Here is a 25,041-nt window from a genome sequence, read left to right as displayed (position 1 = left end):
CATTCATATTAGATGATTATAATTATCTTACATAATTTGGCGTATTTAAGGAGAGTATATATGCTAGAAAATCAAAATATTTTAGAAAAATTTCAAGTTGATTTAAAGGAATTTTATATTTTAATCCAAACTCAATCAGAGCAAATTAATAAAATTTACAAAATTTTTGATGATACTTTGGATGAAGATGTTGATAAATATTTTAAAATTCTCACTCAATTATGCAATCGAATTGGGTTAAAAGCAGATAAACCAACTTTAATGGCGATGTGTGATCGAATCGCAAATCTTAAAGAAGGACCCATAATACAGGTGTTAAAAAATCATCAAAAAAGCAATTCCGAAATTTTAGTTGCCAAAAGACTTTTGTTGAATTTTGTAAGTCATTTCTATGCGCAAAAACATCAAGACTTATTGTCTGAAATTCGGAGAAAAAAGCTTTTGAGTGAATTTTATCGTGAAATTCTTTTGGGCATACATCATATTGGGCTTGCAATGAATAATTTTTTTGAAAGTTGGCAAGATAGTTTGATTGATGGTATTAATAAAAATATGCAAAGACTTTATGGGGATGAAAAGTCTCTTGAATTTTTAGCTCCCAGTATAGACAAAGAAGAAGTGGGGGGTAGGTTAATTTGTTCAGATAGGAGTTATTCAATTCCCAAAAAACTTGGCGATAGATATATTTCTATTCCTTATGTTGTTGCATTTGATATAGAAATCAAAGCAATTATCAAAACTATTGAAAAACTTTTATCAAAATTAGAAAATTTAGAGGACAATATTTATAATAAAAAACAAGCTTATATGGATTATTTTGTGGCATTAAAAAACGCTTTTGGAGAAAGCCATAAAGATAAACTAATTGAAAAATGGAGGGAAGTAGATATTTGTTGGATGGATATAGATACTCCTTTGCAAATAGGACACCCGCTTGAATATTATGAAGATAGATATCGACATTCTGTTGCTCCTGAATGGGATATAAGGATTGCTAATCCTGATAAAATGACTGATAAAAGAGTTCAAAATTCTATTCAGAAAATGTTTTTGGATCTTAGTAAAAAATTAGATGCAAATGAAGAATTTATATCCTTTATTTCTCAAGCTTTACAAAAAGTAAAAACTTACAATGGGCTGCCAACACTTTATTATGGAGCGGATATGAATGGACTTTTTTCTGCACAAGTGGTTCCCAACGACGAAGTAGTATCTAAAAAATTTGGTAAAAAAATTTTTGCTTTTGGGGATAAAATCATTCAATCTGCACGAAGTAAACCTAAGATGAAATTAAATTATGAAACTTTCCAAAAAGATTACTTACAAGAAGCCAGAGATATTTTATTTGAAAATGAACAATTGTGGCATTTGGTATATGATATCACAACCAACGGGCATGAATTTGGACATATTCTTTGGATTGAGGAGGATACACAAAGATTGATGAATGCTGATGGAGATTTTAAAAATATTGAAGAATTCAAAGCAACATGCAGTGGGCTAGTGGCATTTTTTCAAAAAACCTATGATCCTATAGAATTCCAAGCAGTCATGAGTGAAACTATTCGAAGAAGTGTAGGGTTAATGGCATGGAGAGAACAAGAAGAGGTTTTGCCTTATTATTGTGAAGGGTTGATTCATTTATATGGAGCATTTATTAGCGGGGTATTGGAATTTAATCCTGATAAAAAACCTGTTTTAGAAGTCTATAAAGATAAATATGACAATCTTAAAGAGTGGTATATCCAAACTTATGAATCATTGGTAAAACATTACATCAATAAATTTCCCTCCGGAGAATGGCTTAAAAATTTTGTGATAAAAAATGAGAAATGCTACCAATCAAAATTAAATCTTAGCAATGTATTTATTGAATGGTATTGGAAAAAGTATCAAGAAGTAGGACAAGAAATTTTATAATCCCTCTAAGCAGAGGGATAAAATAATTAATATCTAATTTTGAGAACTTTATTTTCAGCCATTTTTGGAATCCAAAGATATTTGCCATCATAGAAAATATCTGCCGGACCTGCCATTGGAGGAAGATCTAATTGAGTGGCTTTCCCATTGGCATCTATACTATAAATCATACCTTTTAAACCCTCACCCCAACTGCTTACCAAAAGGTTACCTTTGGAATCAAAAGCAACACCATCTAATTGTCCTCTAATATTAGAAATTTGATGTGGTTTGTGAGTTTTTGTATTTAGGTTAATAGAGATGACAACGCCTCCATTATCCCCTATTGGATCATAACCTACACTATAGAGCTTATGATTTTTTTTATCTATTAGCAAACCATTAGGCCCACCATATTTTTTAATATCCAAAGCTACTAAAGTTTTATAAGTTTTATTTTTGAGATTTATTTGATGAATAGTTCCTGTCCCGGTATCACTTACATAGAGGGTATTTTTATCCAAAACAGCAATATCATTAAGAAAAATAGCATTTGTTATGGGTAATTCAAAAACTAATTTTTTATTCTTAAGATTGAAGCCTTTTAAGACATCAATATCTACGACATACAACACATCTCCTATGATAGACATGCCTTTAGGGGCATTCATACCACTTATAAACTTGTGTTCAATAATTTTGCCACTAGAATCAAGTTTGGAAATATAACCATCATTATCTTTTGCTAAAGGTTCAAGTTTGATCCCCACATTAGATACATAAACGTCTTTGCCATTTACAAAAACACTTTCAGGAGAATTAAACCCATCAATGTCTTGGCTATTTTTCAATAAAATAGAACTTCCAAATAACAATGTTGATAACAATAAGCTTGCAGCTAGAATTTTCTTCATAATTTTATCCTTTGAAATTTCGGTTTAAAAGCAAAGACTATTGTATGTAAAATAACAATTATTTTGTATGAGTTTTATGAGATAAAATACAAGTTATTTGATTTTTGAAATTGTTTTGGGGTAGTACCGTATTTTGTTTTGAATCTTTCAATAAACCATGCGCTGGAACTAAATCCACATTCTTGACAAATTTGTTTGATATTTTTTTGGCTAAATTGAATCAGGAATTTTGCTTTTGAAAATCTTTTCTCATCTAACCATTCTTTTGGAGAGATACCAAAACATTGTTTGAATTTTCGACTGAAACTTGCCATATCCATTTTGGCAAATGATGCCATTTCGCTGACATTACCAAATTCTTGATTGCAATATTCAAAAAGTTTATGAATATCAATCTGAAATTCTTGAATGATATTTCTAAGGAAACTAATAAAAATTTTGCTTTGAGAATAATCATTAAGAATATGTAAAAAAATTTCTTCAAATTTTAACTTTATGATATTTTCATTGGGCAATTTAGATGTTTCAAAATAAGGTAAAAAACTTTTTAATACAGATTGAAGCATGCTATCTGTTGTGATTTTGAAGATAATATCTTCTTGATTAGAATACTTGAAAGTTTCCAGAATATACGGATGTTTGTTGATAAATTCAATTAATAAGCTATCTTCAAAAAAGAACAAAAAAGACTCATAAATATCATTAAATGCTTGAATATCGCTCAAGCTATAATGACCGCGACTTAAAAAAATAGCTTCATTTTCTTGAATACAAAAATCACCTTGTGCAGTATGAAGAATCTTTTTTCCCTTAAAAACAAAAATTAAAACATTTTTTTGTATCTGCACCAGAGACTGCATAAGATTTTTCTTTTGAGTATAGCGAGCAAAGCATAAACCGCCTAAATCAAAAATTTTAACATGATGAAGTTTTTTAAAATCTTGAGGTATCTGAAGTATATCCATTCCTTTTCTTTATTTTGATTTATTTTTAATAAAATTAAAATCAAATTATACGAGTTTTTTGATTTTAATGATTTAATATGGTCGGCTATTTTTCAGTTAAAATTGAGAATTTGCCATTATTTAACTCAATATAGAGTTCTTTAACACTATTGGAAGTATAAGTTGGTTTATTGTTTTTATAGGCTGAATAATTTTGTGAAAAACTAATTTTGAAAATATTTTTTCCCTCTTCATTGGGATAAGGGGAAATATCAATATTCGAAAACAAAATTGTTTTTTCTTCTTTTTTATCAAAAATACGCTTTTTATAGTCTCTAAAAGTTTTAAATTTCATTCCATCATAGCGTATAAAATCATCACTATAAAACGACAGATACTTATCTAAATCATTTCTTATCCAAGAGTCTCTCCATTCATATAAATCACTAAGTATTGTTGCAAGATCCTCTTTTGTGGCAGGTTTAAAATTATTTTCATAAGTAATAAGGAGAGCTTTTTTTTGTCCAATAAGCTTATCATATTCATTCAAAGCAGTATTATCAATAGCTATACAGCCCTTGGTATTTAGCTCTTCACGATTTCCATTTAGAGGAAGTCCATGAATCCAAATGCCATAACCTGTTTTTTTTCGAATTTTGTCATAAGTATTTGGATAGCTTGTAGCAAATGCCAATGGACCATAATATTGATTGAGTCCGGTTAATTTTGCAGTAATATCATAAACTCCAATGGGCGTAGTTAGATCTCCTTCAATTTTTTTATTCCCTTTTCCGGATCCTACTAACGCAGTTGTTTGTTTGATCTCTTTTAGATGACCATCTTGAACTTCATATAATGTTAAATTTGGGATTAATTTATTAGATACAAATAAAAAATCTATATTTTCATAATACCCATAATCTGTGTCTTTATCTTTTAAAACCCCCAACCAAAAATCTTTTTGGACTAAATAGTTTTCCAGCATTGTTTGTGTTGCCTCAATACCTTTTGTGCGGTAAGTTTGAATAATTTTAATAGTTTGGCTATCCATTCCATAAAGCATGCAACATGCCATTAAACTTATACTTAAAATAAACCTCATACTCCTGCTCCTTTTAAGCTTTAATCTTCAAAATCATATCCAAATTTTTTGAGATTTGCTTTTTCTTTGCTCCAAGATTTTTGAACAAAAACTTGCAAATGTAAAAAAACTTTTTTTTCACTCATTTTTTCCATTTTTTCTCTGGCTTGCTTTCCAATTCTTTTGATTGTCCGGGCATTTTTACCTATAACCATGCTTTTTTGACTTTCTTTTTCGACAAAAATTTTTCCAAAGACTTGATCCAGATGCTTATTCTCAATAAACTTTTCTATTTTCACATCACTTTCATAAGGAATTTCATCACTTAGATTATTAAATACACTCTCACGAATGATTTCTTTGTAGATTTGTTTAAGACTTTCATCTGTAAGGATTTCTAGGTCAAAAAATGGAGGAGAATAGGGTAGGTGTTTGCTAACTTCTGTGAGAAAACTTTCAAGATTGATAGACTTTGATGAGCTAATAGGGATAAGGGATAGAAATTTGTGATCGTATTTTTGATAATTTGCAATTTGTTGCAAAACTTTTTCCTTGCTTGCTGTATCTATTTTGCTCAAAATCAAAATATGGGGTTTATTGCTAAAATCCAAAAATTCTTCATAATATTTTAAATCATCATGGATTGAAGCCATAAAAACACATAAATCACAATCTGAAATAGCCTTTAAGGCTTCTTTGAGCATAAATTGATTCAATAATTTTTCTTGGTGGTGCAAGCCCGGAGTATCTACAAAAATAATTTGAGATTCTTCATTTTTGTTAGTTTTAAACGAAATAATGATATTCATCTTTTTTCTGGTTGCATTGGCTTTGTGAGAAACCAGCGCAATATCTTGCTTGAGAAGTTTATTTAAAAGTGTGCTTTTTCCGCAATTTGGACGCCCTACAATAGCTACAAATCCGGATTTGAAGTTCTCTTGCATTTTATAAAATATACCTGGCTAAATCTACATTTTCAACCAAATCTTTTAATTTTTCATTGACTAATTTTTGTGTAATACGAACGGTCTGATTCTTGTATTCATCGGCATTGAAACTTATGTCTTCTAAAACTCGCTCAATTGTAGTATGCAATCTTCTAGCTCCAATATCCTCAGTTTTTTGATTGGCATTATAAGAAAGTTTGGCAAGCTCTAAAAGCGCTTCATCATCAAATTTTATTGTAACACTTTCTGTTTGCAATAATGCTTGGTATTGTTTGATAATAGAACTTTTTGTTTGGGTAAGGATTTGATACATTATTTCTTCATCAAGACTATTTAATTCTACACGAAGAGGGAATCTTCCTTGAAGTTCAGGGATCAAATCACTTGGTTTGTTGAAATGGAAAGCTCCGGCTGCAATAAAAAGAATATGATCTGTTTTGATTTGACCATATTTTGTATTGACCCAACTACCCTCTACGATAGGCAACAAATCTCTTTGTACTCCTTCTTTACTGGGATCTTGTCTTGAACTATCTTTTGAGTTGACTGCAACTTTATCAATCTCATCTATGAAAATTACCCCTGCTTCTTGGGCTCTTTTAAGCCCCTCCAGTTTAATCATTTCAAAATCTAAAATTGCCTCTGAAGCCTCAGGTTTTAATGCTTCTTTGGCTTCTTTGATGTTCATTTCTTTTTTTATTTTTTCTTGTTCTTTGCTTAAGACTTTAATGATGCTTTCTTGGACTTTGATAATTTCCGGAGGCATGTTGTTATCAGAGTCTATCATTTTTCTATTGAGTTCTATTTGCACTTTATAATCATCCATTTCTCCATTCTTTACTTTTTGTCTCATTTTTTTAAAACTATTGTCATATTCTTGTTTTTTTGTTTCGCTAACTCCATTTGGAAGTGGTGGTAAAAGTTTTTGAGTAATTTTATCAATAATAAAATCTTGTATTTTTTCTTTTGATTTTTCTTCATATTCATTTTCTACCAAATTCACGCTTGCCAAAACTAAATCTCGCACCATAGACTCTACATCCCTACCGACAAATCCCACTTCTGTATATTTACTTGCTTCTACTTTAACAAAAGGAAGTCCCATGATTTTTGCCATACGTCTTGCAATTTCAGTTTTCCCCACACCTGTTGAACCAATCATTAAAATATTTTTGGGGGTTACTTCTTCTTGAAGTTCTGCAGAGAGTTGTAATCTTCTGTAGCGATTCCTCAAGGCAATGGCAACAGATTTTTTAGCCTCTTTTTGTCCGATTATGTATTCATCTAGATATTTGACAATTTCTTTAGGGGTCATATCTAATTTATTATTTTTCATTCAAGCTCCAAAATCTTAATATTTGTATTGGTATAAATGCAAAGCTCCCCAGCAATCTTGAGGGATTCTTCCACGATGGACTTTGGAGGGAGGGGGGCAAATTTGTCTAATGCTCTAGCTGAACTCAAAGCATAATTGCCCCCACTGCCAATAGCAGCTATTTTTCCATCTTCAGGTTCTACCACATCACCTGTTCCACTTAGGATATAGATATGATCTTTATTGAGCACAATCATCATTGCTTCAAGCTTTCTCAAGTATTTATCCTTGCGCCATTGTTTGGAAAAATCAAGAATACTTCTAACTAAATCACCTTTTCTGCCTTCTAAAATTCTCTCAAACATATCAAACAAAGAAAACGCATCTGCTGTGCTTCCGGCAAATCCGCTTAAAACCCCACCGTTATAAAGTGCTCGAATTTTGGTTGCATTTGCTTTAAGGACGCAGTTGCCAAATGTTACTTGACCATCCCCCCCAATAAGGGCATATTTTTTTCCCTCATACTCGCCTCTATAGCCTAGAATTGTCGTGGCTTCAAACATATTTTTTCCTTATGATTTCTTTATTGTGCTATAACATCAATTTTGAGTATTGCTGAAATTCCATAACCAAGCTTAATCTCTATTTCATAAATTCCGGTGCTTTTAATAGGTGTTTTCAACTCAATATCTTTTTTATCTATAGAAATATGATGGGCATTTTGGAGTGCTTGTGTAATTTCTTCTTTTGTGATAGATCCAAATAAAGATCCATTTGCTCCAACTTTTCTAATCATCTCCAAAGTAATATTTTCTAAATTTTTAACAAGCTGTTTTCTTTCAGTCATTTCTAAGGCCGCTATTTCTTCTTGCTTTTTTTGTTGGGCTTTGTATTTATTGATGACTTCATTGCTTGCGTGTTTAGCCTTGCCTTTAGCAATTAAGAAATTCTGTCCATAGCCATCTTTGACTTCGTGAATCTCCCCTGTTTTTCCCAATCCTTTTACATCCTCCATCAATAAAATTTTCATTTTGATCCTTTTTTGGTAATATTCTTAAAATTTTAGCAAAAAAGAGTAAGGCTTATGGAATTTTTAAATACAAAAGATTGTGTCAGAATCAAAAAAACCAATTCTAAAAATATTCGGATTGTGATTAAACAAAAAGGTGAAATAATCCTTAATGTTCCTCATTATTATTCTCAAGCCCAATCAATGCAGTTACTTCAAACTCATCACCAATGGATACGAAAAAATCTTGATAAAATAGCTCTCAATAATTTTCAAATACAACAATTTCTGGCAAGTCACTCAGATGAAATTTTGTTTTTTGGGGAGTGGAAAAAATTAGAAAAATATATAAACTTAAATTATTTAAAAAATCATTTAAACGATTATATCCAAACAAAAACTGCTATTTTTTCTGAAAAAATGGGGCTTTCATATGGCAAAATTTCAATAAGATGTAATAAAACAAGGCTGGGAAGTTGTTCTTATCAAAATAACCTTAGTTTCTCTATCTTGCTTATTTTTGCCCAAAAAGATTTAATTGACTATGTAATTATCCACGAACTCTCACATATCCAACATAAAAACCACTCAAAAGCATTCTGGAATTTTGTTGAAAAGTTTTGTCCTGATTATTACCTAAAGAGAAAAAACCTTCATAACCAAATAAAATTCTATATTCCATTATTGCAAAAAATCTTATCACCTTCTTCTGATGGTTGAATCAGAATCTTTTGGCAAAAAGAAACTGCCATGATTGGATGATTTGGGATGCAAGAGTTGTTGTTTGAAAATCCTATAATTATCACAACCTGATTGCGCGCCATTATCACAAACAAAGGCAAATAAATCCAAGGCTCTTTGAGAATCTTGAGGAACTCCTAATCCTTTTTGATATAATACGCCTAAATTGTTGCAACTACTTAGGATACCTCCATCGCAAGCGATTTGAAAATACTTTGCTGCGTAAAAATAACTTACAGGCGCTCCTGATGTTCCATTAGCATACATCCAACCAAGATTAGCACAACCTGTAATATCCCCTGCTTTACAAGCCAGATAATTCAAATCAACAAGACCAAGTTTGGCTTTATCTACACCATAAATATTATTGGTATTTGTCATCAACCCTAAATTATAACAACCCAAATCACTCCCGGCTTCACAAGCAAATTTATAATATTGTATTGCTTTGAAATAATCTTTTTGCACTCCCTCACCATTAGCATACATCCAAGCCAGATTATTGCATGCTAACACATCTCCGCCTTGGCAACCTGTCATATAAAGTTGAGCAGCTTTTTGCTTGTCATTTGCATCTGCATTTTTTTGATAATCATAAATCATGGCTAAATTTGCACAAGCTGTCGCATCACCGCCGCTACAACCCATTTGATAATATCGAGTAGCTTTTTGAATATCGTTTTGAACACCTATACCATTAGCATACATAGTGCCTACGCCAAAACAACCTGCAGGGTTGCCCTCATCACAAGATTGAGAAAAGAGCTTAAAGGCAGTTTTGTAATCACCTGATTTTGCTGCAACAATTGCTGATTCTAATGTGCTTTGAACCATCTCCGGAGGCGCTAGATGATCACTTAGGGGGATAGGTTTTGTGGTTCTTGGAGTATCGGGCTTGGGATTCGGGGCTAAAATAGGCGCATTTTGTGCTTGTTGGGTGGATGATTGATTTGATTGTGAATTCTTTAGTGTTTGAGATTCTTGAGTGGGTTGGGGAGTTTGAATTTCATTATTGGAAGATGGTTGATTTTGATTAGTTTCCAAAGGAGTGGAATTTTCTTCGTTGTCTGCAGCATACATACCTGCAATTATCAATAATATGACAAAAATACCATTTCTAACCCTTTGCATATTCGAAACTCCTCATTCACGATTTGGATTTAAAAAGCAAAAACTATGCCAATTAATGAAGCATGTCATTCAATTCGATTTTTCTATTACTTCTAAAGGCAATCATTTTGCCTGTTATGCTATCTTGTCTGAAATGAATACCATGCTTTCCTGAAAGTTCCTTACCTTTATAAAGGTTGGTTTGATTGATGGTGAAATCTTTATTAATATCTGAGATTTTTTTAGCCTCAGTTTCTTGAATTTCAAAAATAGTTCCTGCTAATATTGCAATCCCTCCATCAACAATACAACCATCTCCCAAACTAATTCCTGTGGAGCTATTGACACCCAAAAGGCAATTTTTGCCAATACTAATTGGACTGGAATTTCCTCCACTAAGAACACCAAGAATACTTGCGCCCCCTCCAATATCTGTCCCTTCTCCAATAATAACAGAAGAAGAAATTCTTCCTTCATTCATACAAACACCTTCAGCGCCTGCATTAAAATTCACATAACTTGCTCCGGGCATTTGTGTATAGCCCCCTGTTCCTAAATAGGCTCCAAATCTGGTTTTAGCTGTATCTAACAATCTAATATTGTCATATTGAGGGATAATCTGCATTAAATATCGAGGAAATTTATCTACAAAGTCAATTTTAGGGTATATATTCCTCATTTTCAGAATAATTTCATTTTCTCGTAACCATTCTAATTCATAAGGTTTATTGCCACTCCAAGCAACATTTTGCAAAAGAGCAAAAATACCATCTAAAATAAGACTTCTGAGTTTGGCTTTGCCTAAAGAGAGTCCAAGAAGTTTCATATATGCACTTTCTACACTTTCACATTTTGTATCTTTATAAATGACGACAAATCGAAACAAAAACTCTCCGTTATTATCTTTAAGTCGATTTTCTTCCATCGCTTTTTTAAGTTCTAAGATAATTTGAATATTTTTATGACTTGTTTTATTTTGGATAGATTCAATCAAAAAAGGCGTGTATAAATCAAGTGCTTTGTATATAAAACTCTCATCAATCCCATATACGCACTCGTTTTCGCTTTCAGAGATTTTGGCATCCGGGTTGAGAGAATTGGCAAATACGGCATAAGAACCCAAATTTTCACTAATCCAGTTTAAAACAGGGTAGGTTGCACAAAGAACTTTTTTTGATTTTTGACCAATATCAACCCTGGCGATTCCAAATCCAAGCGGGGATTTATAAGCGCTGGATTTTTGGTAATTATCTACAAAATTTTTGAATCTTTCTATCATCTTAGTTTCTCCTAAAATATTGAATGTTTGAAAACATCATTTATAGTGTTATTTCTTTGAGAATTCAATAAAATAAACGACAAATTAGATAATTTTGATTTGTTGGATTTAATTAAATAGAGATATTGGCAAGATGTTGCATTATCTTTATTTTTAGCAATCCTCTATGAATAGCCTTACTCTATTAAATCTGAATTTTTGTAGCAACAAAGTAATTTGGAATGGCTGAAACCCTGATACTAAAATTTATATTATGTCAAAATTTGTAAAGACGAAAACTTTATTATAAATAACTTAGCCGTAGCCACATTGGAATTGTCATAGCGCTTGCAAAAATACCAAATGCAATAGAACTCACAGCAATTTTGTTATTTAATCCTGCACGCATGATAACAGCTGCAGAGCTAATGAGTGGAGGCATAGCTGATTCTAACAATGCCATTCTCCAATCATCAGTAATCAAAATTCCATTAAGATGGATAAAAGCAAAGATTATTGCCGGCACAAATATCATTCCCCAAAAAAGGACTACAAAAGTATTCTTCCATTCCGTTTTAATATCTCCCATACTGATTTGAACCCCTATGGCAAACAAAGCAACAGGGGTAGCGCAAGCTCCAAGTTGTTTGATTGGAGTAAATATCCATTCACTAATTGAAAAAGGCATAAATTTGAAAATCAACCCAATAATTAAAGCCAAAAACAGAGGATTTTGTGATAACCTCATCGTAATGGCCCGTAACCCAAATACTCCCTTGCCTCCAATACTCATAATCATGGGTGTCAATATTGCCAATGGAATAGCTGTGCATATTTGATCATATAAGATAGCTTTATTGGAATATTCTTGACCCAAAGCTCCATATACTAGGGGAACACCCAAGAATAAAGTATTTCCTAATGTTGCTAAAAATGCCATCGCAATAGCAGTATTTCTTTCTCTCTTTAAAATTTTTTTAGAAAAAAAATACATACTTGCCCCACCAACCAAGGAACAACCTAAAGTTGTAAGCATAATAAGTATTAATTTGAAATCAAGCTCAACATGATAAATCCCTGTAAATATTTGTGCGGGCAATGCAAAATTAAGCAAAAAACCCAATAAAATACCACTTTGTTTATTGCCAACCATGCGCAGAGTTTTGGCTAAATAACCTAATCCAATAAAAGCAAAAACTCCATATAAAGCCAGTAACACTTTTGGAACTCCTATAAATAAGCTTTAAAATGGCGGAATTGTAGTATTATGAAACTTTAAAGAATATAAGTTTGAGATAAAAGGGCAAAAAATATTATTTTGAAATAAATTTCAATCCAATAACTCCAATAATAATCATAAATAGAAAAATTATTTTTGCAAAATTAATCTCTTCTTTAAAAATAATAAATCCAATAAGAGAAACAATACTAAGTCCCAAACCAGCCCATATTGCATATCCTATGCTCAAAGGAATGCCTTTGCTTGCCAGATAAAACATCCCTAAACTAATGGCAAAACATACTCCGTATAACAAGGTATAAATATGATTTTGGGTATTTGTGGAAATTTTTAATGATAAGGCTGCCATTGCTTCAAAAATAACTGCCAACATGAGCAATATCCAATATTTCATCCATTCTCCTCAAGGTTATAATCTGACTTGACCCTCACCATAAATTTTATATTTATAAGTGGTTAAAGAATCTATCCCCATAGGTCCTCTAGCATGAAGTTTTGAAGTAGAAATGCCTACTTCTGCTCCAAAGCCAAATTCTCCTCCATCACTAAAACGTGTTGAGGCATTTACATAGACACAAGCTGAATCAATGGTATCTAAAAAATTTTGTGCAATAGTATAGTTTTCTGTAATAATAGAATCTGAATGTCTGGAGCTATGCTTCTCTATATGTGCCAGAGCTTCTTGAAAGTTATGAACCACTACAATATTAAGAATATTATCACCATATTCAGTATCCAAATCCTGAGGATTTAAAATATCTGCTTGAATAAACCTCCTAACTTCTTCATCGCCCTTTAAGAGCGTTTGAGTTTGTTTAAAGGCTTCTTCAAGTAAAGGTAAAATTTTTGGAGCAATCGCCATATCGATTAAGAGCGTTTCAATGGCATTGCAAACACTAGGTCGAGAAGTTTTTGCATTGATAGCAATTTGGATGGCTTTTGAAAAATCACAATCTTCATGGAGATACAAATGGCAAATTCCTTTGTCATGCTTGATAATAGGGATGGTGGTATTTTTTGTTACAAAATTAATAAGTGATTCTCCCCCTCTGGGAATAAGTAAGTCAATATATTGATCCATTTGGATAAAAGAAAGCATTGATTGTTTGGAAATATCTTTAATCATATTGACACATTCGATCAAAAATTCATGTTCCCTCAATGTATCTTGGATGATTTTATGGAGCATAAAATTTGTATTCCGGGCTTCTTTGCCACCTTTGAGAATGCAAATATTCCCACTTTTAAGGCAAAGGGCAGCAATATCGATGGTAACATTAGGTCTTGATTCGTATATGACACCAATAACCCCTATAGGGATACTGATTTTTTGAATATTCAAACCACCGGATGTTCTCCAACCATCTAAAATCTTGTTTAACGGATCAGGTTGGGAAGCGATCTTTAAGATTGATTGACTCATGGAGTTAATTTTATCTTCATCAAGCATTAAGCGTTCATACATAGGAGCTGAAATTTTATTCTCTTGAGCTTGGAATAAATCTTTTTTATTAGCTTGCAAAATTTCAATTTGGTGTAATCTTAGATTTTGTGCCAAAGCAGATAAAATTTCTATACGTTTAACATGAGAGAGTTTTGATAAAAATCTTGCACTTATTTTGAGTTTATGATAAAAATCTTCCATTTTATTTGGTTACTCCACGTTCAAGCGCAAGCTTTTCAACTTCATTTATGAAAACTTCCAAAATTTTGTTTTCAGGTAACCTGCATAAAATCTCTCCGGCTTTGATAATTAACCCGCTGTGATTTCCAAAAGCAATAGCAATATCAGCATGCTTGGCTTCCCCTAGCGCATTTACTGCACACCCCATAACACTTATATTCAAAGGTGTTTTGATATGGGATAATCTTTTTTCTACTTCTTTGACTGCATCAACCAAATTAGCTTCAATTCTCCCGCAAGTTGGGCAAGAAATAATAGTAATCCCGTCTTTTTGTCTGCCACTATATCTTAAAATAGCCCTTGCAACCTTTATTTCCTCTTCTAATTCGCCCGTAATAGATACCCTCATCGTATCTCCAATCCCCTCCATCAATAGATTCCCTAGTGCCATAGAACTCTTAATCATAGAGTGAAAAATAGTCCCGGCCTCTGTAACTCCTAAATGAAACGGATAATCCACCAAAGGTCTTAACATCCTGTATGCCTCAATAGTCCGCTCTACATCACTAGCCTTAAGAGATACCTTAATATTTTCAAATCCAAAATCCTCTAAAAGCTTAATGTTATAAAGTGCCGATTCTACCATACCTTTTGGTGTAGGACCATATTTTTTGTCAAATTCCTTTTCCAGACTTCCGCTATTGACACCAATACGTATGGGAAGTTGCCTTTGATTGCAAGCTTGTGCAACTGCTTTGATTCTATCTTTTGTCCCGATATTTCCCGGATTGATTCGAATACCATCCACACTTTCAGCAGCAATGAGGGCAAAACGATGTCTAAAATGAATATCTGCCACAATAGGCAAAGGAGAGATTTTTTTAAGATCTGCTAAGGCATTTGCATCTTGTTGATCACTCACAGCAACCCGAACAATATCAGCTCCGGCAAAATGCAATCTGTCTATTTGTTTTTTTGTGGCTTCTATATCTGCTGTTTTTGTAAAAGTCATACTTTGGACACTAATAGGGGCATCTCCGCCTATAGGCACATTACCTATATGGATTTGTTTGGTTTTATAGCGTGGAATCAACATTTTTCTTCTTTCGTTTTTTTGTTTATTAGATTATCAGAAAAATCTTTTTATATTGATTTAGTTACACAACTTTAATTTTATGTTATCATTATACAATAAATTTCACCTTTAATGCTATAAATAAGATTTTTAGTTTAAAATCAAATCATTAATTAGGATAATTTTCATTAAATATTGGAACTATAGTGCTCAAGATTAAAAACAAAATCAATCTAATTGGAAGTGTGCTTGATATTGGATTAAGCGAAGACGAATATTTATTTGCTGATCATCGCTATAGAATCTATAAATTTTCTCTCAAAGAATTTCTTTTTTCATTTAGCAAGCAAGTGTCAAAAAATGCCAGACCTCTTCATCAATATTCTAAAGCTGTGAGTTGCTCTCAAGACGGATATATTTCAATGCCCAAAGTTAAAAGCTCAATAGCAACAGTGTATAAAATGGAAAATAATTTAATTTCTTTAGTTGCCAGGCTTAGGTGGCATCGAACGGATATTAGTGTTTCAAAATTTTCTTCTGATTGTAAATATCTTGCTACAGGCGGAGAAGATGGAAGAGTATTTATATATACACATCCTAATCACAAATTAAATACATTTTTGCCCAGAAGACCTGATTATATTTCTTGTATTGCTTTTGGCAAGCATTCTGAAAATATTTGCTATGCTTCTTATGATTTGACTTTGACATTTTATAATCTCAAAACAGATGCGAAACCAAAAATAACAAAAACCCCAAGTGTCATAGAAGATATGATTTTCTTTGATGAGGATACTAGAATTTTTTATGTTTGCAAGGGAGGGGAATCCGGTATTTTCGATCTGAGAACCTTGCAAAATCAATGTCGCATGAATTTTACCTCATGGCCTACAAAAATTATCTTGAATATTGATGAAAATTATGCTTATGTAGGCACAAGGGAAGATGTTTTTTATATTCATAATCTCAAAGATAATACAGTTACGCATACAATGAAGCTTTCATCAAAAGGAGTTACTTGCATTAAAGAATATGAAAATTTGATTTTTATTTGTTTTGCAGATGGCAGTATCCAAATTATTGATAGATTTTACAAACTTGATGAATTTTTAAAATTACTCAATCAAGATGATTTTGAACAAGCAAAAATATTTGCTGAGCAAAATAATATCTTGCTTAAAACTTTAGAAATTTATACTCATGTAAAAAATAATCGATGGCAAGAAGTGATTAAAGATGTTACTAAGCTTTTGCTCACAAATCAAATTGATGATATACTCAATATTGCCACTCCTTATTTTGAAGATCCCAAAAAAGAAGCCGAACTCAAACAATATCTCTATGAAAAAACTTTTATTCAAGAATTTTCAGCAGCTTTCAAGAATAATGATTATGCTAAGGCATATGAAATATCTTCTCAACACCCTTGCATTAAAAATTTAGATGAATACAAAAAGATGGAAGAATATTTTGATAAAATTTACAATGTTTCCCAACATCTGATTTCCCAAGATGCCACCGGTAATAAAGAAAAAGTAAGGAGTATTTTGGCGCCTTTTGAAAATATCCCTGATAAAAAGATGATTATTACCACACTTCTCAATAATTGCGATAAATATTTATTAGCTGAAAAATACACAAAAGAGCAAGACTTTACGAATTATTTTTCATTAGTTGTCCAATGTCCTTTTCTCAAAAATAGCAGGACATATAAAAGAATGTATCTTGCTTGTGAAAAAATGACTCATGAAGTTCAGGACTTTATGGCTACAAAAAACTATGCTCAAGCCAATGAAATAATAAATGTTTTGCTATATATCGAGCCTTTTAAAGAATTTGGAATAAAAAGCCAAAATTATATTCATAATATTGATCGCTTCTTGGAGAAATGCAAAGCAAAAGATTATCCGGAATGTTACAAAATGCTTCAATTATGCCCTGAGATGGCATCTTCAGAAGAATATATTGCTATTTACGATGAGATTATGCAAATTTTTGATAAAACCAAACTTATTGCCCAAAAAGGTAACACGAAAGAAGTTTATGCAAAAATACAGCCGTTTTTTTCGCTAGATTACTGGAAAAACAAGGTTGATATTATCATGAAAATAGCCTATTTATATGAAATACAAATAGCCTTGGAAAGTAAAAAATCTAATATTGATTGGAAAATGAGTATTGAGCAGTATGTTTTAAGATATACTAAAGATGATGAAATTAGAAGTTTGTGCGCTCAAGATGAAGAACTTCAAAGTATTCTGGAAAAAATACCCGAAAATATTCGAGAGCAACCAAATAAAAGTATTAACCATATACAAAGTATCATTTTTACAAAAAACTAAAATAAAAGGTAAAACACATGCATGAATATTCTGTAGTTTCCTCATTAATTGATCTTTGTGAAGAACATGCCGGAAAAAACAATGCAACCCGGATTGAAAAGGTAATTGTGGGGATTGGGGAGAGAAGCGGTATGGATAAAAGTTTATTTATAAGTGCTTTTGAAACTTTTAGAGAAGAATCTCCTGTTTGTAAAAATGCTATTTTGGATATCATTGAAGAAAAGATTGAGTTAAAATGTAAGGACTGCAATTATACCTTTATGCCTGAAAATATGGACTATGGAATATGTCCAAAATGTCAAGGAAAAAACCTGGAAATTATTAAGGGACGTGAAATGCATCTACTATCTTTAGAGATGATGGGAGAGTGATACATGATACAAAATAAACAAATATTTCAAGAGTTTATTCAAAAAAGTTCTGAAATCAAGGAAAGTTGGGAGGTTGCAAGGCTTTTTGAAGAAGAGAGAGAAAGGTTTGCTCAAGAAGTTTTATCTTATAAGAATGAAATTGCCCAAGCAAAAATAGCTTTGAAGGAAATACGCCACAAAGTTATCAAATATAAAAATCAAATCAAAACTCTAGAAGATACAAAAGAAGAAAAAACAAATGAAATCAATCAAATAAAACAAGAGATTTTTAAGCAAAAAATTAAAAAAAATCTCTCAAAACTTCGAAGTGAAAAACATCAAATTATCCACGAAAAAAGAGAAGAGATCCTGCCCAAACCCTTAGAAACAATAGATATTTATCTCAAGGATGGAACTATTGCAAAAGCCAGACCTGTTAAAAAAACTTTTACAGATACTCTATACAAAAAATATCGCATTCTTCTGAAAGAAAATAAAATGCTCCAAGAGCAAATTTTAGATTTTGAATTAGAAAATTCAAAACTCAAAATTGAACTTAGGGATTTTTATGCTGAAGATATATTAAAAGCCAATGAATACTCAAAGAATAATTAATGCCCAAACTTTTTGTTAGCGCTCTTGAACCAAGCTCAAACATACATTTAAGAGAGCTTAAAAAACATTTAAAAAATATTGAATTTATAGGTATTTTTGAACAAGATTTGGGAAAACCTCTTTATGATCCTAGGGAATTTTCGGTAATGGGGTTTAGCGATGTTTTTTCAAAATTGAAATTTTTTTATCAAGCCAATAAAAAAATGGCGAAACTAGCCATGCAAGCCGATCTTGTTCTGCTGATGGATGCTTCTTCTTTTCATATTCCTTTGGCTAAAAATATCAAAAAATTAGATCCAAAAAAGCCTATTATCTATTATATACTCCCTCAAATTTGGGCATGGAAACCATGGAGAGGTAAAAAAATAGAACAATATTGCGATCAGCTTGGGGCTATATTGCCTTTTGAAGTTCCATTTTATAGAAAAAAAGCTACTTATGTAGGGCATCCGCTTCTTGATGAAATTACCTATCAAAAACAATCACCTAAAGGAGAGGGGATTGTTTTCATGCCCGGAAGCAGAAGAGGTGAAATTGATAGAATATTCCCTATATTTGCTCAAGCCGCAAAACAAATTCAAGATAAAAAAAAGATTCTTGTTGTCCCCCAAGCCTTTAAAAATTTGGAATTAAAATCAATTTATGGGGAACAAATCCATCAATTTGAAATTTCTTTTGATGCACACAAAAGTCTTTATGAGGCTGAATTTGCTTTTATTTGTAGCGGGACAGCAACACTGGAAGCTGCGCTCATTGGAACACCATTTATATTAGGTTATAAAACAAGAGCGATTGATTTTATGATTGCTAAAGTTTTTGTCAAACTTCATTATATCGGACTGGCAAATATATTTTATAATGCCCTAAATGGTGAAACTCCGGGGCGTGGAAAAACACAATTACACAAAGAATTAATACAAAATGATTTGAATGCCCATAATCTAATAGAACAATACTATAGGCTAGATAGAGAAAAATTTTTAATAGAATCAGGTAGAATCAAAAAATATCTCAAATATGGTAGTGCAGAAAATATTGCTAAATGGATCAAATTAACATTATTTTAACTTGTAATTTTATATGATTATAATTTTGATGAGGAGATAGAATATAATGAATAAAGAGCCTATGAGTCAATACGGATACCAAAAGCTTTGCACAGAGCTTAAAAATCTCAAAGAAATTGAGCGTCCCAATATTATTAAAGAAATTGATATTGCACGTGGGCATGGAGATTTGAAAGAAAATGCCGAGTATCATGCTGCCAAAGAAAAACAACTTTTTATTGAAGCAAGAATCAATGATTTAAGTCAAATTTTAAGCAATGCTCAAGTTATCGATCCCCAAACTCTAGCCCATAATAAAGTCAGTTTTGGTAGTACGGTAAAAATTCGCAATCTTGATAATGATAAAGAATTTATTTACACTATTGTCGGTAGCACAGAAAGCAACCCCTCTTGCGGACTCATTTCATTTGGTTCTCCTATTGCCAAAAGTCTTATAGGCAAAATACAAGGAGATGAAGTCACCATCAGCTTGCCCAATGGAGAAAATGATTTTGAAATTTTAGAGATATTTTATAAAAAAATAGAGTTTGAGAAATGAAGATTAAAATCAAAAAAATTCATCCTCATGGTATTATCCCAAAATATCAGAGCAAAGGTGCTGCAGGTTTTGATTTATGCGCAGTTGAAGAAATTAGACTTCAAGCAAAGAAATCAGCTCTTGTTAAGACAGGTTTGAGTCTATCACTAGAAGATGGTTATGAGCTTCAAATTAGACCTAGAAGTGGGCTGGCACTTCATCACGGCATAACCGTGCTGAATACTCCGGGCACTATTGATAGTGATTATCGAGGTGAAATTATGGTCATTTTAATCAATCATTCTGAAAGTGATTTTATCGTTTTACGAGGTGATAGGATTGCCCAAGGTGTTATTACCAAAGTCTATCAAGCTGATTTTATTGAATGCGATGAGCTTGATACGACTTCAAGAGGTTCAAATGGTTTTGGTAGCAGTGGTATTAAATCATAAGGAGCATGAATGAGTATTAAAAAAAATATTAAACAAATACAAGAAGAATTTAAAGGGGATGAAAAAATTTTAGAAAATGCCTTTAGGCTTGAGAGACTTTATAAAAAATATAAATATTTTTTATTTGCAATTATTATTGCTTTGATAGTTTGGTTTGTGTATGCCAAATTTTCTTCATACAACGCTGAAAAACAAGCCCAACAAACTACAACAATTTACAATAAATTATTGAAAAATCCAAACAATCAGGCTTTGTTGGATGAGTTAAAAAATAGTTCAAGAGATTTATATAATCTCTATGAATATGCACAAGCACTTAAAGATGGGGATAAGCAAACACTCCAAAAACTTTCGGAATCTAAGAATATTATTATTAAAAATTTGGCAACTTATCAATACGCATCTTATTCTGAAGACCCGGAAAAACTTGAAAGCATGAGCAAAACCCCAATGAAAGATCTTGCTATTTTACAAGCAGCTTATTTGCTGGATAAACAAAATAAAATTATTGAAGCAAGAACCTTGCTAGATCAAATAGATAGAATATCTCCTACTTATCAAATAGCAAGTATTTTAAAACATTATGGGGTAGAAAAAAATATATCTATTCCGGCTAGCCCAACTAATCTAAATCAAAAAAATACAGAGGAAAAAAGTGATAAAAAATAGAAATATTTATTTTGCATTGATTGTTGTTTTTATTTTTATAGGTTGTAGTCCTAAAAAATATTTTGAGCCCACTCAAATAGATGGTCGTATTCAGTTTGATCATAGGCTTCCGGACAAGATAGAAGTTTCCAATCGATACGGGGCTACTTTAGAAGATGGGATTGTCATTAGTGAAAATGGAATGACTCAATTAAAGATTAATAAAAACTCCTTATTTCTAAATGAAAGCCAAAATTATTACATTGTTACTTCAGATTGTTATCATATCAAACTTATTGATAAAAACACTCAAGAATCCATCATCATCCCTACAAGCACTTGCGCACTTAGTGCTTCCATAAAATTCAACCAATTGGCTGTTATTTTGGAAGATAACTCCACTAATATTTATGATATTAAAACAAAAGATATTCTTTTTTCACAAAAAGGTGTTTCAAGCATTGCTATTAATTCTTTGGTAGCAGCTCCTGTTTTTTTAGATACCTTAGTTGTTTTTCCTACCCTGGATGGAAGGCTTTTGGTTGTAGATACAAAAAGTTTCACACCTGTTAGAAATATTATTATTAATAGTGAAAAATTTTTTAATAATGTAACTTATTTGGTTGTAGATGGTGAAAATATGTTTGCTGCGACAGGGAAACGATTGGTTGCTATTATTTCAGGACAAGAATTTAGCTATGATGGGGATATTCAAGATGTTTTGTATCATAAGCCATATGTTTATATTTTAACTTTAGAGGGGCAAATCATTCAATTGGATAGGACTCTTAGAGAAGTCAATAAAATAAAATTGCCTTTTGCTTCCTTAAATGCGATTGTTATTGTTGGTGATAGACTCTATAGCATTGAAAAAAGAGGCTATTTAATTGAGCTGGATATTAATAATTTTGATTATAGAATTCTTGAAGTCAAAGGCTCTTTTGGAAAAATGAAATTAGATAAAATGAATTTTTATGACAAAAATAATATTTATTATGACAAATATTATTTTAATTTTAATAAAGAACAATAATGATACTCTGTGATATTGGCAATACCTATATTCATTTTTATGACATGAATAGAATTTGGAAAAACAATCCCGATCATATTGCCAAAAAAGAACTTCATAGTGATGTTTATTATATTAGTGTCAATGCAGAAAATGAAAAAAAACTGCTTAAAGCTCATAAAAATTCTTATAACATGGCTAAAATCGTCCAACTCAATAGTGCCTATAATGGATTAGGTGTTGATAGAAAGGCAGCGTGCCTGGGCGTTAGAGATGGAGTGATTATTGATGCAGGAAGTGCGATTACAATAGATGTTATGAATAGAGGGATCCATCAAGGCGGGTATATATTGCCGGGTTTAGTAAGTTATATACAAGCTTATAAACAGATTTCACCCGCCCTGGATAAGCAAATTAATTTCGGTATCAATCTCGATGAATTACCATTAGATACGCAATCTGCAATTAGTTTTGGCATTATTAAAAGCATAGTGCTAATTATTAAAGATATTATTAAGGATAAAAAAGTTTATTTTACCGGTGGAGATGGTAAGTTTTTAGCAAAATTTTTTGAAGAATCTATCTATAATGAGATGTTGGTTTTTAATGGTATGCAAATTTCAATTGATAAGGAGTTGAAAAAATATAAGGAGAATAGATGATCACAATTGCCTTACCTAAAGGAAGAATAGCTGAGGACACCTTAGGATTGTTTCACAAAATATTTAAAGAAAATTTTATTTTTGAAGATAGAAAACTGATTCTTGAGAGGTTAAATCTCAGATTTTTGCTTGTTCGCAATCAAGATGTCCCTACTTATGTCTATCATCAAGCTGCTGATATTGGCGTGGTTGGTCTTGATGTACTTGAAGAACATGAATTGGATTTAATCCGATTGCTCAATCTCAATATTGGCAAATGTAAAGTAGTTGTAGGTTCTGAAATAGGAAAAAATATTGATTATGGCAAACCTAGAATAAAAATTGCTACAAAAATGCCCAACATCACTATCAAACATTTTTCAAAAAAAGCCATTGCTGTAGATGTTATTAAATTATATGGTTCCATTGAATTAGCGCCTTTGGTTGATTTATCTGATGGAATTGTTGATATCGTGCAAACAGGGATTACTATGAAACAAAATAATTTAAAAGTAGATGAAGTTATCATGGAATCAAGTGCTTATTTGATAGCTAACAAAAATAGTTTTTATGGCAAAAAACAAGCTATTCTCGATCTCCAAGCGCAATTTCAGAATATTATGAGGATAGAAAAATGAAAAAAAATATTCTTTTAATACTTTTTATCGGTTCTCCACTTTTTTCGCAATGGCAAATGTTTAGTGATAAAACAGATACTTATATTTACAACACGACTACCGGAGAAATTTATATTCGTTATAGAAAAAATGCCAAGAATTATGAAGATACCTTTGTAAAAATGCCAAAGGGTGTTATCCCTAATACAAACCAAAAAAACTCTCCTATGTCTCAATTGTCTGAATCAAAGGATGATGATACACGTTTGGAAGCTATTAAAAAAGCGCAAGATTTGATGAATAATTCTATAAAGGGAGAATTTTGATGGAAAAATTCCAATTGCTATTATTATTCACAACCGCTTTGGTGATGTCTTTAGGGCATTGTGTTGGAATGTGTGGAGGTATTGTAATTGGGTATTCAAATGCAAAAATTCATAAAAATAGTAGTAATTTTTATCAAGCATCTTGCCATATCTTATATAGTCTTGGACGTATAACTTCTTATATGATTATTGGAGCTTTGAGCGCTTTGGCCGGACATGTAATTTCAATTTCAATGCATGCTAAAGGATTTTTATTTATAATTATTGGGATATTTTTGATTATTTTTGCTTTTTTATATATATTTTTCCCGAAATTTCTTTCTTATCTGGAGCCTTCTTTATCTAAAAATCCTAATTCTTTTGTGTCAAAATACTTTAAAATAATTTTTTCTTGGTTGATGACCTCTAAAAGTCTATGGAGCTTTTATGGATTGGGTATGTTAAATGGATTTTTACCTTGTGGAATGGTATATTACTTTGGTGCAAGCGCTGCGCTTGCACCAAATATTTTTATGGGCATGGTCACAATGGGAGTCTTTGGAGTTGCAACTTTTATACCGATGTTTATTTTAGGATTTATTACAGGTAGAGTTATTACTTCTTCTTTTAGGAATATTTTTATGAAACTTTCATTTGTCTTGATGCTATGTTTTGGGGGTTATAGTATTTATAAGGGTATTTTAATTTTGCAAGGAAAACCTATGCACATGCAACATCAAAATCCTCATGAATCTAATCATTCTCACCATCATATGGATATGCCATGAAAGCTGTTTTTTTTGATAGAGATGGAATCATCAATGAAGATTTTGGCTATGTTTATAAAATTGAAGAATTTATTTTTATGGATGATATTTTTGAACTACTTAAATTTTGCAAACAAAAAGGCTTTTTACTTTTTTTGATCACAAATCAATCCGGAATTGGAAGAGGGTATTATACTCTTGGTGATTTCAAAGAAGTAACTCTTTATATGCAAAATGAGTTAAAAAAAAGTCTTGGTTTTTGTTTTGATAGCATTTATTTTTGTCCCCATAATACCAAAGAAGATTGTCTGTGTAGAAAGCCAAAACCGGGCATGATTAAAAAAGCACAATCAGATTATGATCTCAATCTTGATGAATGTTTTATTATTGGAGATAAAATAACAGATATGCAAGCAGGTCAAAATGCAGGGGTCAAAAATAAAATTTTTTTGAAAAAAGGCTATGAAGATATATCTAAAATTGATAATATTCAAGTTGTGTATTCCATCAAACAAGCATTAGAAGTGATGAAAAAAATATTAGGAGAATAA

27 protein-coding genes and 1 pseudogene are annotated in these 25,041 nt (G+C 31.6%); 15 read left to right on the top strand and 13 right to left on the bottom strand.

All coding sequences use genetic code 11. The annotated features are described in order from the left end of the window. Positions 1 to 60: 60 nt before the first annotated feature. Entirely contained in the window at positions 61 to 1,920 is a 1,860-nt protein-coding gene (ciaB, locus tag BKH45_RS04890) for an invasion protein CiaB (RefSeq protein ID WP_095274360.1), read from the top strand. Between the two features lie 26 nt (positions 1,921 to 1,946). Here the strand turns inward: ciaB and BKH45_RS04885 are convergent, their stop codons facing one another. The 7 genes from BKH45_RS04885 to rplI all read right to left on the bottom strand — a co-directional run bounded on the left by BKH45_RS04885 (position 1,947) and on the right by rplI (position 8,130). After that, on the bottom strand, positions 1,947 to 2,813 hold the full coding sequence (locus tag BKH45_RS04885; RefSeq protein WP_095274359.1) for an ATP-binding protein: 867 nt from the start codon (positions 2,811 to 2,813) through the stop codon (positions 1,947 to 1,949). A 74-nt stretch (positions 2,814 to 2,887) separates the two neighbouring features. Beyond that, entirely contained in the window at positions 2,888 to 3,778 is an 891-nt protein-coding gene (locus BKH45_RS04880) for an AraC family transcriptional regulator (RefSeq protein WP_095274358.1), read from the bottom strand. A gap of 85 nt (positions 3,779 to 3,863) precedes the next feature. Then, positions 3,864 to 4,859 carry a L,D-transpeptidase family protein gene (locus BKH45_RS04875; protein ID WP_095274357.1) on the bottom strand — a complete coding sequence of 332 codons (996 nt, stop codon included), beginning with the start codon at positions 4,857 to 4,859 and terminating at the stop codon, positions 3,864 to 3,866. Positions 4,860 to 4,879: 20 nt separating this feature from the next. Further along, positions 4,880 to 5,782: a GTPase Era gene (gene era, locus BKH45_RS04870; protein ID WP_095274356.1), complete on the bottom strand. Its 903-nt coding sequence runs from the start codon at positions 5,780 to 5,782 to the stop codon at positions 4,880 to 4,882. Position 5,783: 1 nt separating this feature from the next. Continuing rightward, positions 5,784 to 7,100, bottom strand: coding sequence for an HslU--HslV peptidase ATPase subunit (gene hslU / locus BKH45_RS04865; RefSeq protein WP_180675643.1), 1,317 nt, complete (start codon positions 7,098 to 7,100; stop codon positions 5,784 to 5,786). Between the two features lie 17 nt (positions 7,101 to 7,117). Further along, a complete protein-coding gene (gene hslV, locus BKH45_RS04860; RefSeq protein ID WP_095274354.1) occupies positions 7,118 to 7,663 on the bottom strand; it encodes an ATP-dependent protease subunit HslV in 546 nt (181 codons plus the stop codon). A 20-nt stretch (positions 7,664 to 7,683) separates the two neighbouring features. Beyond that, positions 7,684 to 8,130, bottom strand: a complete 447-nt coding sequence (gene rplI / locus BKH45_RS04855; protein WP_095274353.1) for a 50S ribosomal protein L9 — start codon at positions 8,128 to 8,130, stop codon at positions 7,684 to 7,686. A 54-nt stretch (positions 8,131 to 8,184) separates the two neighbouring features. Between rplI and BKH45_RS04850 the strand changes: the two genes are divergently transcribed. Further along, positions 8,185 to 8,829: a SprT family zinc-dependent metalloprotease gene (locus BKH45_RS04850; RefSeq protein ID WP_095274352.1), complete on the top strand. Its 645-nt coding sequence runs from the start codon at positions 8,185 to 8,187 to the stop codon at positions 8,827 to 8,829. Here BKH45_RS04850 and BKH45_RS04845 read toward each other — a convergent pair. The 6 genes and pseudogenes from BKH45_RS04845 to ispG all read right to left on the bottom strand — a co-directional run. Then, positions 8,809 to 9,930: a tetratricopeptide repeat protein gene (locus BKH45_RS04845; RefSeq protein WP_095274412.1), complete on the bottom strand. Its 1,122-nt coding sequence runs from the start codon at positions 9,928 to 9,930 to the stop codon at positions 8,809 to 8,811. The genes BKH45_RS04850 and BKH45_RS04845 overlap by 21 nt on opposite strands. A gap of 103 nt (positions 9,931 to 10,033) precedes the next feature. Beyond that, positions 10,034 to 11,239, bottom strand: a complete 1,206-nt coding sequence (locus BKH45_RS04840) for a 2,3,4,5-tetrahydropyridine-2,6-carboxylate N-succinyltransferase (protein ID WP_095274351.1) — start codon at positions 11,237 to 11,239, stop codon at positions 10,034 to 10,036. Positions 11,240 to 11,522: 283 nt separating this feature from the next. Then, positions 11,523 to 12,437 carry an AEC family transporter gene (locus BKH45_RS04835; protein WP_095274350.1) on the bottom strand — a complete coding sequence of 305 codons (915 nt, stop codon included), beginning with the start codon at positions 12,435 to 12,437 and terminating at the stop codon, positions 11,523 to 11,525. 94 nt (positions 12,438 to 12,531) lie between these two features. After that, positions 12,532 to 12,852: a multidrug efflux SMR transporter gene (locus BKH45_RS04830; RefSeq protein WP_095274349.1), complete on the bottom strand. Its 321-nt coding sequence runs from the start codon at positions 12,850 to 12,852 to the stop codon at positions 12,532 to 12,534. Between the two features lie 15 nt (positions 12,853 to 12,867). Further along, the gene (locus tag BKH45_RS04825) at positions 12,868 to 14,103 is read right to left on the bottom strand and encodes a glutamate-5-semialdehyde dehydrogenase (RefSeq protein WP_095274348.1); all 1,236 of its coding nucleotides are present in this window, start codon (positions 14,101 to 14,103) and stop codon (positions 12,868 to 12,870) included. A 1-nt stretch (position 14,104) separates the two neighbouring features. Further along, positions 14,105 to 15,181: pseudogene (gene ispG, locus BKH45_RS04820) on the bottom strand (flavodoxin-dependent (E)-4-hydroxy-3-methylbut-2-enyl-diphosphate synthase); the annotation flags it as partial. A 182-nt stretch (positions 15,182 to 15,363) separates the two neighbouring features. Between ispG and BKH45_RS04815 the strand changes: the two are divergent. Genes BKH45_RS04815 through BKH45_RS04755 form a run of 13 tightly spaced genes read left to right on the top strand, consistent with a single transcriptional unit; the run spans position 15,364 to position 25,041 of the window. Continuing rightward, complete coding sequence (locus BKH45_RS04815; protein WP_095274346.1) at positions 15,364 to 17,499, top strand: WD40 repeat domain-containing protein; 2,136 nt, start codon at positions 15,364 to 15,366, stop codon at positions 17,497 to 17,499. Between the two features lie 17 nt (positions 17,500 to 17,516). Then, positions 17,517 to 17,870: a hydrogenase/urease nickel incorporation protein HypA gene (gene hypA / locus BKH45_RS04810; RefSeq protein ID WP_095274345.1), complete on the top strand. Its 354-nt coding sequence runs from the start codon at positions 17,517 to 17,519 to the stop codon at positions 17,868 to 17,870. Between the two features lie 3 nt (positions 17,871 to 17,873). Then, positions 17,874 to 18,464 (top strand): nickel-binding protein Mua, encoded by a 591-nt coding sequence (gene mua, locus BKH45_RS04805; protein ID WP_095274344.1) that lies wholly within the window; start codon positions 17,874 to 17,876, stop codon positions 18,462 to 18,464. Then, positions 18,464 to 19,531: a lipid-A-disaccharide synthase gene (gene lpxB / locus BKH45_RS04800; RefSeq protein ID WP_095274343.1), complete on the top strand. Its 1,068-nt coding sequence runs from the start codon at positions 18,464 to 18,466 to the stop codon at positions 19,529 to 19,531. The genes mua and lpxB overlap by 1 nt, the downstream gene beginning before the upstream one ends. Positions 19,532 to 19,577: 46 nt before the next feature. Then, the gene (gene greA, locus BKH45_RS04795; protein WP_095274342.1) at positions 19,578 to 20,069 is read left to right on the top strand and encodes a transcription elongation factor GreA; all 492 of its coding nucleotides are present in this window, start codon (positions 19,578 to 19,580) and stop codon (positions 20,067 to 20,069) included. Continuing rightward, positions 20,066 to 20,500 carry a dUTP diphosphatase gene (gene dut / locus BKH45_RS04790; protein ID WP_095274341.1) on the top strand — a complete coding sequence of 145 codons (435 nt, stop codon included), beginning with the start codon at positions 20,066 to 20,068 and terminating at the stop codon, positions 20,498 to 20,500. Before greA ends, dut begins: the two co-directional genes overlap by 4 nt. A gap of 9 nt (positions 20,501 to 20,509) precedes the next feature. After that, positions 20,510 to 21,169, top strand: a complete 660-nt coding sequence (locus BKH45_RS04785) for a hypothetical protein (protein ID WP_095274340.1) — start codon at positions 20,510 to 20,512, stop codon at positions 21,167 to 21,169. After that, positions 21,156 to 22,181 carry a hypothetical protein gene (locus tag BKH45_RS04780; RefSeq protein ID WP_095274339.1) on the top strand — a complete coding sequence of 342 codons (1,026 nt, stop codon included), beginning with the start codon at positions 21,156 to 21,158 and terminating at the stop codon, positions 22,179 to 22,181. The genes BKH45_RS04785 and BKH45_RS04780 overlap by 14 nt, the downstream gene beginning before the upstream one ends. Beyond that, positions 22,181 to 22,822: a type III pantothenate kinase gene (locus BKH45_RS04775; RefSeq protein WP_095274338.1), complete on the top strand. Its 642-nt coding sequence runs from the start codon at positions 22,181 to 22,183 to the stop codon at positions 22,820 to 22,822. Before BKH45_RS04780 ends, BKH45_RS04775 begins: the two co-directional genes overlap by 1 nt. Further along, positions 22,819 to 23,439, top strand: a complete 621-nt coding sequence (gene hisG / locus BKH45_RS04770; RefSeq protein ID WP_095274337.1) for an ATP phosphoribosyltransferase — start codon at positions 22,819 to 22,821, stop codon at positions 23,437 to 23,439. The genes BKH45_RS04775 and hisG overlap by 4 nt, the downstream gene beginning before the upstream one ends. After that, a complete protein-coding gene (locus BKH45_RS04765) occupies positions 23,436 to 23,744 on the top strand; it encodes a hypothetical protein (protein WP_095274336.1) in 309 nt (102 codons plus the stop codon). The genes hisG and BKH45_RS04765 overlap by 4 nt, the downstream gene beginning before the upstream one ends. After that, positions 23,744 to 24,511: a sulfite exporter TauE/SafE family protein gene (locus BKH45_RS04760; RefSeq protein WP_095274335.1), complete on the top strand. Its 768-nt coding sequence runs from the start codon at positions 23,744 to 23,746 to the stop codon at positions 24,509 to 24,511. Before BKH45_RS04765 ends, BKH45_RS04760 begins: the two co-directional genes overlap by 1 nt. Next, complete coding sequence (locus BKH45_RS04755) at positions 24,508 to 25,041, top strand: HAD family hydrolase (protein ID WP_095274334.1); 534 nt, start codon at positions 24,508 to 24,510, stop codon at positions 25,039 to 25,041. The genes BKH45_RS04760 and BKH45_RS04755 overlap by 4 nt, the downstream gene beginning before the upstream one ends.

The organism is Helicobacter sp. 11S03491-1 (assembly GCF_002272835.1).
Classification (GTDB): Bacteria; Campylobacterota; Campylobacteria; order Campylobacterales; family Helicobacteraceae; genus Helicobacter_J.
This window is presented reverse-complemented; position numbering and strand designations above follow the sequence as displayed.

Coding starts and splice junctions, on each gene's coding strand:
- ciaB (WP_095274360.1), top strand. CDS start 61: ATGCTAGAAAATCAAAATATTTTAGAAAAATTTCAAGTTGATTTAAAG.
- BKH45_RS04885 (WP_095274359.1), bottom strand. CDS start 2,813: ATGAAGAAAATTCTAGCTGCAAGCTTATTGTTATCAACATTGTTATTT.
- BKH45_RS04880 (WP_095274358.1), bottom strand. CDS start 3,778: ATGGATATACTTCAGATACCTCAAGATTTTAAAAAACTTCATCATGTT.
- BKH45_RS04875 (WP_095274357.1), bottom strand. CDS start 4,859: ATGAGGTTTATTTTAAGTATAAGTTTAATGGCATGTTGCATGCTTTAT.
- era (WP_095274356.1), bottom strand. CDS start 5,782: ATGCAAGAGAACTTCAAATCCGGATTTGTAGCTATTGTAGGGCGTCCA.
- hslU (WP_180675643.1), bottom strand. CDS start 7,100: ATGACCCCTAAAGAAATTGTCAAATATCTAGATGAATACATAATCGGA.
- hslV (WP_095274354.1), bottom strand. CDS start 7,663: ATGTTTGAAGCCACGACAATTCTAGGCTATAGAGGCGAGTATGAGGGA.
- rplI (WP_095274353.1), bottom strand. CDS start 8,130: ATGAAAATTTTATTGATGGAGGATGTAAAAGGATTGGGAAAAACAGGG.
- BKH45_RS04850 (WP_095274352.1), top strand. CDS start 8,185: ATGGAATTTTTAAATACAAAAGATTGTGTCAGAATCAAAAAAACCAAT.
- BKH45_RS04845 (WP_095274412.1), bottom strand. CDS start 9,930: ATGTATGCTGCAGACAACGAAGAAAATTCCACTCCTTTGGAAACTAAT.
- BKH45_RS04840 (WP_095274351.1), bottom strand. CDS start 11,239: ATGATAGAAAGATTCAAAAATTTTGTAGATAATTACCAAAAATCCAGC.
- BKH45_RS04830 (WP_095274349.1), bottom strand. CDS start 12,852: ATGAAATATTGGATATTGCTCATGTTGGCAGTTATTTTTGAAGCAATG.
- BKH45_RS04825 (WP_095274348.1), bottom strand. CDS start 14,103: ATGGAAGATTTTTATCATAAACTCAAAATAAGTGCAAGATTTTTATCA.
- hypA (WP_095274345.1), top strand. CDS start 17,517: ATGCATGAATATTCTGTAGTTTCCTCATTAATTGATCTTTGTGAAGAA.
- mua (WP_095274344.1), top strand. CDS start 17,874: ATGATACAAAATAAACAAATATTTCAAGAGTTTATTCAAAAAAGTTCT.
- lpxB (WP_095274343.1), top strand. CDS start 18,464: ATGCCCAAACTTTTTGTTAGCGCTCTTGAACCAAGCTCAAACATACAT.
- greA (WP_095274342.1), top strand. CDS start 19,578: ATGAATAAAGAGCCTATGAGTCAATACGGATACCAAAAGCTTTGCACA.
- dut (WP_095274341.1), top strand. CDS start 20,066: ATGAAGATTAAAATCAAAAAAATTCATCCTCATGGTATTATCCCAAAA.
- BKH45_RS04785 (WP_095274340.1), top strand. CDS start 20,510: ATGAGTATTAAAAAAAATATTAAACAAATACAAGAAGAATTTAAAGGG.
- BKH45_RS04775 (WP_095274338.1), top strand. CDS start 22,181: ATGATACTCTGTGATATTGGCAATACCTATATTCATTTTTATGACATG.
- hisG (WP_095274337.1), top strand. CDS start 22,819: ATGATCACAATTGCCTTACCTAAAGGAAGAATAGCTGAGGACACCTTA.
- BKH45_RS04765 (WP_095274336.1), top strand. CDS start 23,436: ATGAAAAAAAATATTCTTTTAATACTTTTTATCGGTTCTCCACTTTTT.
- BKH45_RS04760 (WP_095274335.1), top strand. CDS start 23,744: ATGGAAAAATTCCAATTGCTATTATTATTCACAACCGCTTTGGTGATG.
- BKH45_RS04755 (WP_095274334.1), top strand. CDS start 24,508: ATGAAAGCTGTTTTTTTTGATAGAGATGGAATCATCAATGAAGATTTT.